The following is a 15,035-nucleotide window of genomic DNA, read 5'->3' on the forward strand; positions in this document are numbered from 1 at the left end:
GACTAACACTCTGGGTCTTCTCTTTTAGGAAGCATTTTCGCCGCGACCTCCTTTTGCTGCTCAGCAGTGTTGATCTCAGCCTCTTTACTGATATTCCCAGTCAACTTAATAACGGCTTTTTGTAGAATAATACTGTTAGGGTAAGTCACTGTACTGCCATCATCTCGACGAATTAGAACATGAAACAATGCAATCTCTACAATTCGGCCGGTTATATCGTCATCTTTATCGACCACTTTAATGCGATCGCCAATACGATAAGGAAATGCAAAAAAAATGATTACACCTGCGGTAATATTGCTAAGAATTGACCACTGTGCAACCAAAGCGATACCAAGTACCGCTAAAAATGATGATAGAAATATAAAGACCTGCTGGTAGCCTAAGCCGATTACAAAGCAGACCAATATAAACCCCAACAATAAAAAACCAATATTTACGGCTTTTCTCATGTAACCAAGCCGCAGTGCCGACATGCGATTTTTTTTGGCGAAGGTAACCAGCACACCATTAACAATACGATTCAAATAAAACATCAATGCAACTGAAAAAATGACAATCACAACTTTGGTAATCAATGTGCCAATCCCCTCTTACTCTTTTTTTGGAACCACTTACGCGGGCGCTGATAACGTTTTAAATTTTGTAAATTTTGCTTATAGTTCGGACTTTGCTGCGAATAATAGCTGCACTCAGTGAAGAGCCGCGTTTGCATTTCCAACCACGCAGCCCAACATGGCTGTCCCACTGTAACTCTGCTAAGAAAATCCTCTGGCGTTTCGCCATCTTTACGTTTCAACCCACGCCGTGCCAAGGCTCTACAGCTTCGCAAATAGTAGCGCGCCGCCAGATCCTCGCCCCGCCGACTTGGCAAGCGCAAACTAAAAAATGCAGCGAACGCCAAGGGCAGACCGCCCATTAGCATCACAGCAATTAACATGCGCTGAGGACTGATCTCTCCTAAAACTCCACGCAGAAAACTAGTTTGAGCATCACTGTCAAAATTCAGCACCCAGCGCGCCCACGCGTAATTCATATTATCGACAAAGTAGCGCAGGCGTGTCGCCCATTCAAAGCGGCGAAGCGACATTGGCGACCCATTCAGATACCCGCTTTGACCACTTAATAAGGCTTCCGCACCCAGTCGAATACGTGTTGGAGCAACCGTAGCTGTCGGGTCTACCCGCACCCAGCCACGATCTTCAAACCACACCTCTGCCCACGCGTGTGCATCTGACTGGTGAACCAGTAAATAGTTGTCGCGCTGATTAAATTCACCACCTTGGTAGCCCACAACAATACGCGCAGGCACACCCGCCGCTCGCATTAAATAGACAAAGCTAGCCGCAAAGTGCTCGCAATAGCCTTGTCGAGTTATAAATAAAAACTCATCGACGTTATTTTCTCCAAGTATGGCTGGCGTGAGCGTGTATTCAAAGGGTGTCGTTTCAAAATACCTGATTGCCGCCGCCACTCGTTCACTGGGACTGGAGATTTCTTGCTGCCACTGAGCAGCCAAAGCGCGCGCTTTGGGGTTATTCGAATTACCGCCCAACTGTAAATTTTGACGCTGACTGCCGTCACTGTCCGCTAAGGCCTCAGAAACATAACTCTTCGCCGTATACTCGACTCGCCCGCTGATAGCCCGCTTACTTACCCACTGATGTTGGGCCGTGTAATAGATATCGCTTCTCTTCACTGCTGCTAGCGGCAAAACGTAAAGCCACTCGTGCAGCGCCGACTCTAGGGTAACGGTATACTGAATACTCTCCTGAGTAATGCTGGGAGAGGAAATTTTATTTCGCGCCGGCCAGGCCGTTCGTGTCCAGCGCCGGCCGTCAAATTGATCAAGCACTAAACCCCGCCAGTAGAGTGATTCAGGATTGGGCAGATCCCCCTCAAAGCGCACTCGGAATGCCAAGGCACTCGACTGGTTTAGAGTTGCAATATCACCAAACTCCAGTGAATCGGACATTCCCGTTATGCCTTGGCTACTGGGCAATGGCATGGTCCACAGTGGCCCAATGCGAGGAAAGATGACAAACAACAGCAGCATTAGAGGCAGCGATTGCAGGGCCATCACGCATACAGATCGCAGCAGGGTTGTCGCTGGTGCCTTGTCGCGATTCATCGTCTGCTGCGCAATCAACAGTACCGCTATTTGCAATAAGGTAAATAGCACATCAATAATTTGTTGCGAAAACAATAAACCACAGGCGACAACAAAATAACTGAGCATGAGCACCAACCAATGATCACGATCAGTTTTAAGCTCTAGCAACTTTAAAATAACCGCCAGAACAAGTATCGCGACCATCGCTTCTATGGCAAACAGCGAGCCAAATGACGCATAAACGCCAGCCACCGAGGCAATGGCTAACACGCCCTTTACTGCCACAATTGGAAAAACCCAGCCCACTGTAATAATGCGCCAATACCACCACGCCGACGCAGCCCACACCAAAACAATCCAAAATGGCAACACTGCAATCAAGGGTAGTATCGCTAACAACTGCGCCAGTAATAGCCAGACTACCGCGTAACGATTATCCGCAGCATTCACGACCACCACTCCATATTGGTTGCCGACTTCATGAGTATTGTGCCAGTGCGCGTAAGACCCGCGGCAATTGATCTCCGCCGCTGGCCGCAGCAATGTTGACACCAGGTATCTGCAAACCAAAGGAGAGTCCGCGTGCATTGCAATCCAGCGCCCAAGCACACAGAGTGCTTAATCGATCCTCAGCATCTAAACCGTCGAGCTCATTCCAAGCCAATATTAATTCATCCGCCTGAGATTGCTCAAACTGCTTACTCTGCAGCGCTTGCCCCTTAGCGTAAGCCTTCCAGAAAATACGTCTGGGTGGCTGTCCAGGCTGATAACGTTGAAAACCACTGAACTCGTCACTATCCCGAGCGATATCGGGAATACTACCCTCACCTTCCGCCACACTATTGACCAGAGGTCGCAGCAATTTTGGCTGCGGATAAACTAGGCAGTGCCAGTCTAATTTAGGCGCGCCCCAGCACCGTAATATGCCCAGTGGATAGCGGGTGGTAATCGTCATTCGGCTTGGGCGCAGCGGTCCACGCTTTAGCGTCGGATATTTTAAAACCACATCCGCCCCTCCGGCTTGCGTGGTCAGAGAACAGGACACTGGTGCTTGATCGGTAAATCCTAAATACAAGCGATGGCGATCACGCGCCCCCGCTTCCAGATGTAAATGAAAGGCAGCTGGCTGGCCGGCAAATACCGCTTCCGCCGCGCCGGCTCGTAAAGTAATTCCAGATAAATTCGCGTAAGTATGAAGGATCGCTACTAAGAGAAGGCTAAAGAGCCAAAAAGTAAGCGCAAAAATAAGATTATTTTGATAGTTTATCGCCAGTAACAGGAGTCCCAGCAACATCAATAGATATCCAGCCCCAGCGCGCGATGGAATAATAAAAATACGGCGCTGATTCAGCACCAATTTACTACAGGGAGGACTTCGTTTTTCCAACCAAGTGTCAAAGCGACCACGAATAAAGACTTTAATTTTACCCACAATAGTTACACCACTACCGGCACCTGTAATAGCAAGCGCTTAATTAAGTCCGGACCGTCATCCTGACTATCTGCAGCGGGTTTTAAGCGGTGTGCAGCCACGGGTTCTAGAAGTAGCTGAATATCATCTGGTAAAACATAAGCACGCCCGCCGAGCATTGCCCAAGCTTTAGAGGCCTGGATCAAGGCCAAGGCGGCACGGGTAGAAAGCCCAAATGCATAATGAGAATCCTGACGGGTAAAGGCAATGATCCTTTGCACATAGGACAATACGCTGTCGCGAATTTCAATTTTATCGACCATAGCTTGCAGACCAATAATTTTTTCCGCATTCAACAGGGCGCGCAACTCGGCTATTAATGCCCGCGGATCACCGCCCGCCAGTAATCGACGCTCGGATTGTTCATCGGGATAACCCAATGAAATCCGCATTAAAAATCGGTCTAACTGAGACTCTGGTAACGGAAACGTGCCGGATTGAAACCACGGGTTTTGAGTCGCCATTACAAAGAACGGCTTAGGTAAAGTACGCGTTTCACCCTCCACAGTAACTTGTTTCTCGGCCATCGCCTCAAGTAAGGCACTTTGAGTTTTGGGACTTGCGCGGTTAATTTCATCGACCAATAAGAACTGAGTAAATACTGGCCCAGAATGAAAATGGAATGCATTACTGTTGCGATCAAATATCGACACCCCAAGAATGTCTGAGGGCAATAAGTCACTGGTAAACTGCATGCGCTGATAATCTAAACCAGTGACTTTAGCAAAAGCCTGAGACAGCGTGGTTTTACCCACACCCGGCACATCTTCAATCAGCAGGTGGCCCCGGGCGAGCAAGCAGCACAAGGCTTGTCGAATTTGATGGTCTTTACCCAGTACCACCCGAGAGATTTCTTCAGTGAGCTGCGCAAAAATAGCCACGGCTTACAAAGAGTCCAAACCACGTTGCATATCTTTACGTAAATCTTCGAAGTCTTCTAAGCCGACTGATACCCTAATCAGGTTGTCAGCAATGCCGGTTTCACGGCGCTGCTCAACGGTCAAGCGGCTGTGGGTAGTCGTAGCCGGATGAACGATAGTAGTTTTGGTATCGCCCAAATTAGCGGTAATAGAAACCAAGCGCGTAGCATCAATAAAGCGCCACGCCGCATCTTGATCACTGCCAACCTCAAAGGATAATACGCCGCCAAATGCCTTTTGCTGCGAGGCCGCAAGTGCATGCTGAGGATGATCAGGCAAACCTGAATAGTACACTTTTACTACACCACGCTGATCTTGTAGCCACATCGCCAGCGCCAAAGCATTGCTGCTATGCGCCAGCATTCTCAGCCTCAAGGTTTCTAAACCCTTGAGGAATACCCACGCATTAAAGGGGCTCATACTTGGGCCAGCGGTTCTAATAAAAGCAAGTATCTCATTCATTTGTTCGCGGCGGCCGACAACGGCGCCGCCAACACTGCGACCTTGGCCATCGAGATACTTAGTTGCAGAATGCACTACGATGTCTGCCCCTAAGGCCAGCGGCAGTTGCAAAGCTGGGGTACAAAAACAGTTATCTACAACTAATAGACAGTCATGCTGGTGGGCGATATCGGCCAAGGCCCGAATATCCGCAATTTCCGACAGGGGGTTTGACGGCGTCTCCAGCATCAACATCTTAGTATTAGGGCTAATGGCATCCCGCCACTCTTGCGCGTCAATCGGTGACACAAAGGTGGTGCTAATACCCAGCTTAGCCAAATACTTATTGAGTAAAACGGTAGTCGTACCAAAAACACTTCGCGAGCAAATAATATGGTCGCCAGACTCAAGCAGCGCGATGCAAGTACTTAGGACGGCAGCCATTCCAGATGCAGTGGCAACGCCCATTTCAGCACCTTCGAGGGCAGCAATGCGATCTTCAAAGGTTCTGACCGTGGGATTAGTATAACGGGAGTACACATTACCAGGCTGCTCACCTGAAAAACGCGCCGCCGCTTCTGATGCCGTCGAAAACACATAGCTCGAGGTCATAAAGATAGGCTCAGCGTGTTCCCCTTCAGACGTTCGCACTTGCCCCGCACGCACGGCTTGGGTGTCGAGTTCAGCTTCGGCCAATACCGCTTGCCGCTCGGCCAAATATTCTTGCTCGGTCATGATTATTGCTCTCTCCCATCACTCAACTCAGAACGACATCACCCTATGATACGTCGTTATGCAGCCCAATCAACGCACCTTCACCGACGACGGCATTGCGTTCATTTTGAGAATTATCATTGCGATCTGCCGCCAACTTGTCCAGATAGACTTGATCGACATCACCGGTGACATAGTTGCCGTTAAATACCGAGCACTCGAAATCGGTGATTTTAGGATTACCTTCAGAAGAGCAGCTAATTAAATCTTCAAGATCCTGGTACAACAGCCAGTCGGCACCAATTTCTGTCTGCACTTCTTCTGGGGTGCGGCCGTGAGCAATTAACTCATTAGCAGACGGCATATCTATGCCGTAGACATTCGGATAGCGCACAGGCGGCGCGGCAGACGCGAAGTAGACCTTGCGAGCACCTGCATCACGGGCCATTTCAATAATCTGCTGGCAGGTGGTGCCACGAACAATCGAGTCATCCACCAACATCACGTTTTTGTCTTTAAACTCCAAACCAATCGCATTAAGTTTTTGCTTGACCGATTTTTTACGTTCGCTTTGGCCTGGCATAATAAACGTCCGACCAATGTAGCGATTCTTAACCAAGCCTTCGCGAAATTTAATACCTAACTTTGCGGCCATAGATTGCGCAGCAATACGGCTTGAATCAGGAATAGGGACAATAACGTCGATGTCGTGATCAGGATAATCACGCAGAATTTTTTCAGCTAAACGCTCACCTTGACGCAGACGAGATTTATATACCGAGATCCCATCCATAATAGAATCTGGACGCGCAAAATATACATGCTCGAAAATACAGGGGCGGTAATCACTTACTTCAGCGCAGCGCCGAACGTGGATTTCACCGGTGGTCTGTATATACACTGCCTCACCCGGTGCCACATCACCAATCAATTTATAGCCCAGGGCATCCAGAGCGACACTCTCAGACGCCAACATATACTCTTTGCCCTGCGCCGATTCTCGCTCACCATAGACCAGCGGACGAATACCATTGGGGTCACGAAAGCCAATAACGCCATAATTAGCGATCATCGCCACCACGGCGTAGCCACCTTTACAGCGATAATGGACACCGCTAACAGCAGCAAATACATCGTCGGCGGTAGGTACTAATTTACCCAACTTTTGCAGCTCATGGGCGAAGACATTGAGCAGTACTTCCGAATCAGACTCAGTATTCAAATGTCGTAAATCAGACTGGAAAAGCTCTTTCGACAACTCGGCGGCGTTGGTCAAATTACCATTGTGCGCAAGACTGATACCGTAGGGTGAGTTAACATAAAAAGGTTGTGCTAAGGCTGGACTCGAACTACCCGCGGTGGGATAACGAACATGGCCAATACCGATATTCCCCATTAAGCGCTGCATATGCCGAGTATGGAAAACATCTTTCACCAGACCATTGCCTTTGCGCTGATTTAGCTTGCCGTGCTCAAAAGTCACAATGCCGGCAGCATCCTGACCTCGATGCTGAAGCACCGTTAATGCATCGTACAAATCTTGGTTTACATTAGTCTTTGCGACTATACCTACGATGCCACACATGCACTACTACCTCATTTGGACGAAGATATAAACTAGTTACTCTGGCTCGACAATAAAGACGAGCCCCAGTTAACCACATCATTAAAGCTCTGCTCTGACCAGTCTTTCATCAACAGAAACTCGGGTACCAGTTGGGACTCCTTCCACCACTGATCATTTTCCACTCCCGTCAACAAGGACGGCAGCAAGACTAAGGCGGCCAACACCACGATCAAGCCGCGGGCAGTGCCAAAGATCATACCTAGCAAGCGGTCTGTGCCACTTAGCCCGGTACGTTTTACCATGACGGCAATAATATGGGTTATTAAGCTACCCACCACCAAGACCGTAATAAAAACCAGAATATAGGCAAGAATTTCACGCAGATAGACTTTATCTATTAAGGATTCTAGCAACGCAACGGCTTGTGGGTGAAAGGCTACGGCAATAAAGAATGCGACCGCCCACGTTAATAAGGACAGCGCTTCTTTTACAAAACCGCGAATTAAACTGATAAGCGCAGAGGCTGATATCACCGCCAAAATAGCCCAATCAGCCCAGTTAAACGTGCTTAGCACTGTAAGCGGCTCCGACAGAATTTCGAGATGCGAAGTTTAACAAGCCCAGCGCTGCAGCCCAAGTAAGATTTTGCGTTGAACACCAACTAAGGCTCGAAACGGTTAACAATAGACTTCACCTTAAAGCGCTTATTTATTGCAGCCTGCTGGGAGACAGCCTTTTCATTACTAATCACAGGCCCGACCAACACCCGATACAAAGACTTGGAATTACGCTGAATTTCATCGATAAATGCTTTATATCCAGCACCTTGCAGGGATTTATTCAGGCCCTCTGCATTTGCCTTGCTACCGAACACACCTACCTGCACCACCCAGGCCGGCGGCAATCCATTAGCATCTAATCTCTGAGCGGCCGTGGGTTTAGTAGCCGGCAGTGCTTTTTCCACTTCAAGCGGCTCAAGTTTGGCCACCGGAGCCAATTTCTTCGGGCTGTTTGATGGATCGGGAATATTACCAGCTTCGGCTCTCACCGCTGCGCCTATTACATCCTCATCCTCATCGGCAACCGGCAAATTTGGCTGCTCGGGAACGAGCAAAGTGTCTGCCGACATTATACCCTCTGGCTTCAGCGGCGGTGTATTTATTACCGGGTCAACCAGCGGCGCATCTGGAATTTGAGTCTTGCGGTCCAGCTTGGAGGCCGCCGGCCCAGTAAACAGCAGTGACCAGAGAATAACCCCGCCGCACAGCAACACCAGTGCACCCACTAAGCGCTGTCTCATCATAACTTGGATTCTCCCATTACCGTTGTTTCTATGCCAACTGGGTCAGCGAATACTGTCATGGCTGCCGCCACAGTGAAAAATGATCCAAACACTACTAAACGATCGCCCGCCGACAAGCGTGCCAGTGCGCCATCAACACCTTCGGCAAAAGATGTCGCAACTGATACGTCGATAATCTGCTGCGCTTGCAGCAGATTTTCAAGTGTCACAACTTGAGCTGCACGCTCATTGCCTAACAATGGCGCCAAGCTCCAATGATCAAAACAGGGCTTTAATATGGTAATTATCTCAGCAATTGCTTTATCAGCCATCACCGCAAAAAGACACTCTGTGCGTCCTGCAATGGGCTTGGCATTAAGATGATCGCGCAATATTTGCACCGATGCCGGGTTATGCGCCACATCCAGCACTAACTCTATCCCCCGATACTGACGATGCTGGCAGCGGCCGACAATAATCACTGCGGTCAAGCCTTGCCGTATTGCGGATTCTGACACCGGTAAACCGACGTATTGGAGTGCCTGCAACACGGTTGCCGCGTTATCAACTAGCAGCGGTGGATAGGGTAAATCACGGTAACAAACCTGCTCACCATTGACCGCTCGCCCCTGCCAGTGCCAGCCCCCACTACTGTCGGTGATATTGAAATCGTCGCCCCGACAAACAAGCTCGGCACCAAGTTGAGAACCATAATGTAATAAGGACGCCGGCGGTGCCCCATCGCCAATAATTGCCGGTCGATCCGACCTGAATATACCCGCTTTTTCACGACCTATTGCTTCGCGATCACTCCCCAGCCAGGCCTCGTGATCAATCGCAATTGAACTCACAATGGCGACATCAGCGTCGATAATATTAACCGCGTCTAAGCGCCCGCCCAAACCGACTTCTAAAATCGCAACATCAACTGCTTGCTGCTGAAAGATAAGCAGTGCCGCCAAGGTGCCAAATTCAAAATAGGTCAGCGAGGTTTCGCCGCGCGCATTGTCCACTGCAGCGAAGGCACGGCATAAGGAGTCATCGTCAACGCTATTGTCGGCAACCACAATACGTTCATGATAGTGATTTAAATGGGGAGAAGTAAAAGCGCCCACTCGGTAACCTTGAGCGCCTAATATAGAAGACAGCAGGGCCACACAGGACCCCTTACCGTTGGTACCGGCAACCGTAATTACCGGCATATCCAGAGCGATCTCTAGCTGCTGCGCCACCAGCGCGACACGCTCAAGACCGAGGTCAATGCTGCGGGGGTGTTGCGTTTCCATCCACCGCAACCAATCATCGAGCTGTGTAAACCTCATAGAATCCGTTTAACGCTGATAATGCATCAGGCTTCCAAGTAGCCGCCCTAAGGTGTCACGCATATCTGGACGACGAACAATCATATCGATAGCGCCGTGAGCCAGCAAAAATTCACTGCGCTGAAAGCCCGGCGGCAACTTCTGACGAATGGTTTGCTCAATAATACTGGGACCAGCAAAACCCGCGCGCGCACCCGGTTCAGCAACGTTTATATCACCGAGCAAGGCTAAACTTGCAGACACGCCACCGTAGATAGGATCGGTCATAACTGAAATATACGGCACACCGTTTTGTTTTAACCGCTCTAATACCGCACTGGTCTTCGCCATTTGCATTAGCGAAATAAGCGCTTCTTGCATGCGGGCACCACCAGAGGCAGAAAAGCAAATCAGTGGGCAGCGCTCTTTAAGCGCAACATTGGCGGCTTGGGTGAATTTCTCACCTACAGCAGAGCCCATAGACCCGCCGTGGAAATTGAATTCAAAAGCGACCACAACTACTGGCAATTCTTTGACGTTGCCTTTGTAAGCAATCAAAGCATCCTTTTCACCGGTTGCTTTCTGCGCGGCGGTTAAGCGGTCACGGTATTTCTTTTTGTCTTTAAATTTGAGTCTATCAACAGGCTCAATATGGCTAAGAATCTCTTCGCGCCCCACTTCGTCTAAAAACAAAGCGATGCGACGACGCGCGCCAATACGCATATGGTGGTCACACTTTGGGCACACATCTTGATTACTTTCTAACTCAGGCCGGTAAAGCACGGCTTCGCACTTAACGCACTTTTTCCAAAGACCTTCCGGCACCGACCCCTTTGCACCACGGCGCTCTTCCGAATCAACCCGTCGCACTCCCGAGGGAAGAATCTTATCTACCCAGCTCATAATCCATTCCTGTAGTCATTTTTAGTCTATTTATAATTTATGCACAGTAATATGCTGTGTATTATTTTACCCTATAATCTAGATCATGAGCAGTAGCATCGTATTTATCAGGCGTCTATGGCCGCTCTTATCTCGCCAATCAGCGAGGCCGCCACCGCAGCGCGCTCCGCGTTTGCCAATGAGGCATCGCTAGCAACTAAGCGTTCTATTAAGGCGCTACCGACTACAACACCCTCACATAAAGGCGCCAAGGCAGCCGCAGACACCCCGTCTTTAATACCAAAGCCAACGGTTATCGGAAGACTAGTAAAACGTTTAATACTCGCTAGTTTCTCGGACACCGCCTTGATATCCAAATTACCCGCACCGGTGACCCCATTCAGTGACACACAGTACAAATAACCGCTCGCCAATGAGGCAATTTTTTTAATTCTATCGTCACTGCTCGTTGGTGCTAATAAGAAAATATTGTCGATGCCAGCTGCACGCAGTATCTTGCTTGGCAACTCCGCTTCTTCAGGCGGCATATCAACCGTCAGCAGGCCATCAACACCCGCCGACGCAGCCCGATCCGCAAAAACCTGATAACCCATGCGCTCTATCGGGTTGGCGTAACCCATCAGCACAACAGGGGTTATCTCGTTCTTGGTGCGAAACTCTGTCACCAGCTCGAGCACCATGGTTAGAGTAACCTTGCTAAGCAAAGCGCGCTCGTGCGCAAGCTGAATGACCGGACCTTCTGCCATTGGATCTGAAAATGGCACACCTATTTCAAGAATATCCGCGCCTTGACGCACTAATTCATGCATAAAGGGCACGGTTAAAGCAGGCTCCGGGTCACCGGCAACAATATAAGGCACCAGTGCTTTTCGTCCATCTTCCTCTAGTTTTGCAAATACAGCTGCTAAACGACTCAAAATACTTCCTCGTTATTCAATGCCAATACCGTCGAGGGTGGCGACGGTATGAATGTCTTTATCACCTCGGCCAGATAAGTTGATCACAATAGTTTGTTCGGGGCTCATGGTTTTCGCTAATTTCTCAGCATAGGCCACCGCATGCGCAGATTCCAAGGCAGGCATTATTCCTTCAACTAAGGTTAATTTACGGAACGCTGCCAGCGCCTCATCATCATTGATGGCAACATAATTAACCCGTCCCATATCTTTTAACCAGGAATGCTCTGGACCGACACCGGGATAATCCAAGCCGGCAGACACTGAGTGCGTCTCAGCAATCTGGCCGCCCTCATCCTGCATTAAATACGTGCGATTGCCATGCAAAATACCGGGAATACCGTCGTTTAGGGGTGCCGCATGTTGCCCCGTCTCAACACCATAACCACCGGCTTCAACGCCATACATCGCCACCGATTCATCATCGAGGAAGGGATGGAATAAACCAATGGCATTGGATCCACCGCCTACACAGGCAACCAGGGCGTCAGGCAAGCGACCGTTCTGAGCCAAGCACTGCTGACGCGCCTCGCGCCCAATCACCGACTGAAAATCCCTGACCAACATCGGATAAGGGTGTGGGCCAGCTGCAGTACCAATGATGTAGAAGGTATCATCAACATGGGTAACCCAGTTTCGCATCGCTTCATTCATGGCATCTTTAAGTGTTTTAGAACCAGATTTAACGGAAATAACCTCAGCACCAAGCAATTTCATGCGATAAACATTTAAGGCCTGACGATGAATGTCTTCCTCGCCCATAAACACCTGGCAAGTCATACCTAAACGAGCCGCTACGGTTGCCGATGCAACGCCGTGTTGGCCAGCACCCGTTTCAGCAATAACATGTTTCTTACCCATATATTTAGCTAGCAGGGCCTGACCAACGGTATTGTTTACCTTGTGGGCGCCAGTATGGTTAAGGTCTTCTCGCTTGAGATAGATCTTTGCACCACCGACTTCCTCAGACCAGCGCTTGGCATAATACAGCGGCGACGGACGACCCACATAATGAGCTAAATCGTAATCGAACTCGGCCTGAAACCCCGGGTCTTTGCGTAATCTACGATACGCCGCATCCAACTCATCTAGGGCGAACACCAGCGTTTCTGCAACAAAGCGGCCTCCATAAATACCAAAATGCCCAGCGGCATCAGGAAACCGGCTAAAATCAGCTTTACCTACCTTGCTATTCACTCAATCCTCCCGTCGATCAGCACACCTGATCGCTGTAATAAATTCTGTCATTTTTTGCGCGCATTTAATCCCTGGCGCCAGCTCCACACCACCACTTACATCCAAGGCATAGGGATGACAGGCTGCAATAGCAGCACCGGCATTACTAGGCCTTAAACCGCCGGCAAGCACCACGGAAATATCTAAATTGCTAGGAATGCGCTGCCAGTCAAACGATTCACCCGTGCCGCCTGGTACGCCAGGTTTATAGCTGTCTAGTAGCAAAGCACTTGCCCCGGAGTAGGAACGTAGCGCCGCACTCAAGTCTAGATCATCGCGCATGCGCAATGCTTTCATATACGGCATCGAAAACGATCCGCAAAATTCTGCTTCCTCATCGCCGTGAAACTGGAGAACGTCAAGAGGACACGATGCGAGCACGTTGCGTATTTCTGCAACATCTGCATCAACAAATAACCCGACCTTACTCACAAACGGCGGCAGTATCGACATAATATTTGCAGCTTGCTGAATACTGATGGCACGCGGGCTTTTTGGATAAAACACAAAGCCCAAGGCATCAGCTCCTGAATCAATTGCGGCAAGCGCATCTTCAGCTCGGGTTATGCCACAAATTTTTACGCGGGTACGGAACACTTGGATGTACTACCAGAAAATTAATCGAATGAAATATTAACAAAAAAGTGCATTATCTGTCTGTAGGCGCCGCCGCTAACTAGGAACAAAATCAGGACCTATTGATGACTTTGGCAAATTAAAGTCCGGTGGATAGATCACATCAACCAAATACAGGCCATCGGGCTTCGCGGTAACACCACCTTGATTGCGGTCTCGGCTGGCTAAAACCTGTTGCGTCCACCCTGCTGGCATTTGACCACTACCCACAGCAATAAGAACGCCAGCAATATTTCTCACCATATGGTGTAAAAATGCGTTACCGCCAATATCGAGCACAATATAGCGACCACAGCGAGTTACATTAGCAAAGTGAATATTTCGCTTCGCGCTTTTAGCCTGACAAGAAGATGCCCGGAATGCACTAAAATCCTGCTCACCCAGCAAGACTTGGGCTTCACGGTGCATAAGCTCAGCATCAAGCGGACGATCAACCAAAGTTAAACCATTGGCTAAATGCGCAGAGCGGCGCGCTTGATTAAGGATGATATAGCGGTAACGCCTCGCAGTCGCTGAAAAACGGGCGTGAAAATTAATGGGCACGCATTTAGCCCACTGCACCGCAACATCGCCGGGAAGCTTGGCGTTCACCCCGGCCACCCAGGCCCTTAAAGAACGCGCTACCGGGGCATCAAAATGTACCAACTGATAGGTAGCGTGAACGCCGGCATCGGTACGGCCAGCACAGATAACCGTCACGGGCGTGGCGGCAATCGCTGAAATAGCGTCTTGAAGTGCGTCCTGAACAGTAGCGACCCAAGGCTTAGTTTGACTTTGCCAGCCTCGGTAGGCGCTACCCTGATACTCCAACGCCATGGCTACCCGGCATCCGACCGGCAAGAGATCATCCGCAAATCGGTCGAAACTATCCACATCATTCATAACGCAAATTCAGCCAATACTTATCCAATATTATCTAACAACGTTTGTGCATCGGCTTGCTGCTGAGTATCGCCCTCTTGCCGCACTTCTTCCAACATTTCACGCGCGCCTTCGCTGTCACCCATATCAATATAAGCGCGAGCAAGATCTAACTTTGTGCCGACGGACTCAGAATCAAGCAGTGAATCGAAGCCTTCGGCATCATCCTCTCCGGCATCGAATTCGTCGAACACCAGATCCTCTATGGCAATCGCGTCACCGTCAATATTGACAGTATCGGCATCGACGATCGGAGCTCCGGGAGCCGGTGTTTCGACGACAGGCATTCCGGCAGCAACCTTTTGCTTGTCAGCAGTTGAACCAGAATCCACCTTCATATCGTCGGTAGGAACCGCGCTATCGTCTAATTCCAGATCATCGTCAACAAAGAAGGATTCATCAACATCGACGTCCAGCTCATCCGCAGTAGAGCTGACTTCGCTAGCACTACTGAACTCACTAGGCATATCAAAGTCAGATAACTCAAGATCAAGCTCGTCCGACTCGGTAGCTGCATCAAGCGACAACGCACTTGTATCGAGGGTATCCGAGAGGTCCATATCAAACTCGGAAA

General features: G+C 49.5%; 15 protein-coding genes. All 15 read right to left on the reverse strand.

All coding sequences use genetic code 11. The features are described 5' to 3' along the window. Positions 1–2: 2 nt before the first annotated feature. On the reverse strand, positions 3–575 hold the full coding sequence (locus tag ACI955_RS14745; protein WP_415244518.1) for a mechanosensitive ion channel family protein: 573 nt from the start codon (positions 573–575) through the stop codon (positions 3–5). Continuing rightward, positions 575–2,665: a transglutaminase TgpA family protein gene (locus ACI955_RS14750; RefSeq protein ID WP_415244504.1), complete on the reverse strand. Its 2,091-nt coding sequence runs from the start codon at positions 2,663–2,665 to the stop codon at positions 575–577. The genes ACI955_RS14745 and ACI955_RS14750 overlap by 1 nt, the downstream gene beginning before the upstream one ends. Next, positions 2,592–3,545, reverse strand: coding sequence for a DUF58 domain-containing protein (locus ACI955_RS14755; protein ID WP_415244505.1), 954 nt, complete (start codon positions 3,543–3,545; stop codon positions 2,592–2,594). Before ACI955_RS14755 ends, ACI955_RS14750 begins: the two co-directional genes overlap by 74 nt. Positions 3,546–3,550: 5 nt before the next feature. Further along, the gene (locus tag ACI955_RS14760; protein ID WP_415244506.1) at positions 3,551–4,465 is read right to left on the reverse strand and encodes an AAA family ATPase; all 915 of its coding nucleotides are present in this window, start codon (positions 4,463–4,465) and stop codon (positions 3,551–3,553) included. 3 nt (positions 4,466–4,468) lie between these two features. Next, on the reverse strand, positions 4,469–5,680 hold the full coding sequence (locus tag ACI955_RS14765) for an O-succinylhomoserine sulfhydrylase (protein ID WP_415244507.1): 1,212 nt from the start codon (positions 5,678–5,680) through the stop codon (positions 4,469–4,471). A 43-nt stretch (positions 5,681–5,723) separates the two neighbouring features. Further along, positions 5,724–7,244, reverse strand: a complete 1,521-nt coding sequence (gene purF / locus ACI955_RS14770) for an amidophosphoribosyltransferase (protein ID WP_415244508.1) — start codon at positions 7,242–7,244, stop codon at positions 5,724–5,726. Positions 7,245–7,276: 32 nt separating this feature from the next. Then, complete coding sequence (locus ACI955_RS14775) at positions 7,277–7,801, reverse strand: CvpA family protein (RefSeq protein ID WP_368375818.1); 525 nt, start codon at positions 7,799–7,801, stop codon at positions 7,277–7,279. A gap of 86 nt (positions 7,802–7,887) precedes the next feature. Then, complete coding sequence (locus tag ACI955_RS14780; RefSeq protein ID WP_415244509.1) at positions 7,888–8,529, reverse strand: SPOR domain-containing protein; 642 nt, start codon at positions 8,527–8,529, stop codon at positions 7,888–7,890. Beyond that, positions 8,526–9,830: a bifunctional tetrahydrofolate synthase/dihydrofolate synthase gene (gene folC / locus ACI955_RS14785; RefSeq protein ID WP_415244510.1), complete on the reverse strand. Its 1,305-nt coding sequence runs from the start codon at positions 9,828–9,830 to the stop codon at positions 8,526–8,528. Before folC ends, ACI955_RS14780 begins: the two co-directional genes overlap by 4 nt. 9 nt (positions 9,831–9,839) lie before the next feature. After that, complete coding sequence (gene accD, locus ACI955_RS14790) at positions 9,840–10,712, reverse strand: acetyl-CoA carboxylase, carboxyltransferase subunit beta (RefSeq protein ID WP_415244511.1); 873 nt, start codon at positions 10,710–10,712, stop codon at positions 9,840–9,842. A 107-nt stretch (positions 10,713–10,819) separates the two neighbouring features. Then, positions 10,820–11,629 carry a tryptophan synthase subunit alpha gene (gene trpA, locus ACI955_RS14795; RefSeq protein ID WP_415244512.1) on the reverse strand — a complete coding sequence of 270 codons (810 nt, stop codon included), beginning with the start codon at positions 11,627–11,629 and terminating at the stop codon, positions 10,820–10,822. Positions 11,630–11,641: 12 nt separating this feature from the next. Continuing rightward, entirely contained in the window at positions 11,642–12,865 is a 1,224-nt protein-coding gene (gene trpB / locus ACI955_RS14800; protein WP_415244513.1) for a tryptophan synthase subunit beta, read from the reverse strand. Then, positions 12,866–13,501 (reverse strand): phosphoribosylanthranilate isomerase, encoded by a 636-nt coding sequence (locus tag ACI955_RS14805; RefSeq protein WP_415244514.1) that lies wholly within the window; start codon positions 13,499–13,501, stop codon positions 12,866–12,868. It lies immediately after the preceding gene. A gap of 75 nt (positions 13,502–13,576) precedes the next feature. Beyond that, complete coding sequence (gene truA, locus ACI955_RS14810; protein ID WP_415244515.1) at positions 13,577–14,422, reverse strand: tRNA pseudouridine(38-40) synthase TruA; 846 nt, start codon at positions 14,420–14,422, stop codon at positions 13,577–13,579. Between the two features lie 20 nt (positions 14,423–14,442). Then, the coding region (locus ACI955_RS14815) for a FimV/HubP family polar landmark protein (RefSeq protein ID WP_415244516.1) at positions 14,443–15,035 on the reverse strand (593 nt) is incomplete at its 5' end.

Origin of the sequence: Zhongshania sp. (assembly GCF_047636175.1) — a bacterium.
Classification (GTDB): domain Bacteria; phylum Pseudomonadota; class Gammaproteobacteria; order Pseudomonadales; family Spongiibacteraceae; genus Spongiibacter.

Coding starts and splice junctions, on each gene's coding strand:
- ACI955_RS14765 (WP_415244507.1), bottom strand. CDS start 5,680: ATGACCGAGCAAGAATATTTGGCCGAGCGGCAAGCGGTATTGGCCGAA.
- ACI955_RS14780 (WP_415244509.1), bottom strand. CDS start 8,529: ATGATGAGACAGCGCTTAGTGGGTGCACTGGTGTTGCTGTGCGGCGGG.
- accD (WP_415244511.1), bottom strand. CDS start 10,712: ATGAGCTGGGTAGATAAGATTCTTCCCTCGGGAGTGCGACGGGTTGAT.
- purF (WP_415244508.1), bottom strand. CDS start 7,244: ATGTGTGGCATCGTAGGTATAGTCGCAAAGACTAATGTAAACCAAGAT.
- truA (WP_415244515.1), bottom strand. CDS start 14,422: ATGAATGATGTGGATAGTTTCGACCGATTTGCGGATGATCTCTTGCCG.
- folC (WP_415244510.1), bottom strand. CDS start 9,830: ATGAGGTTTACACAGCTCGATGATTGGTTGCGGTGGATGGAAACGCAA.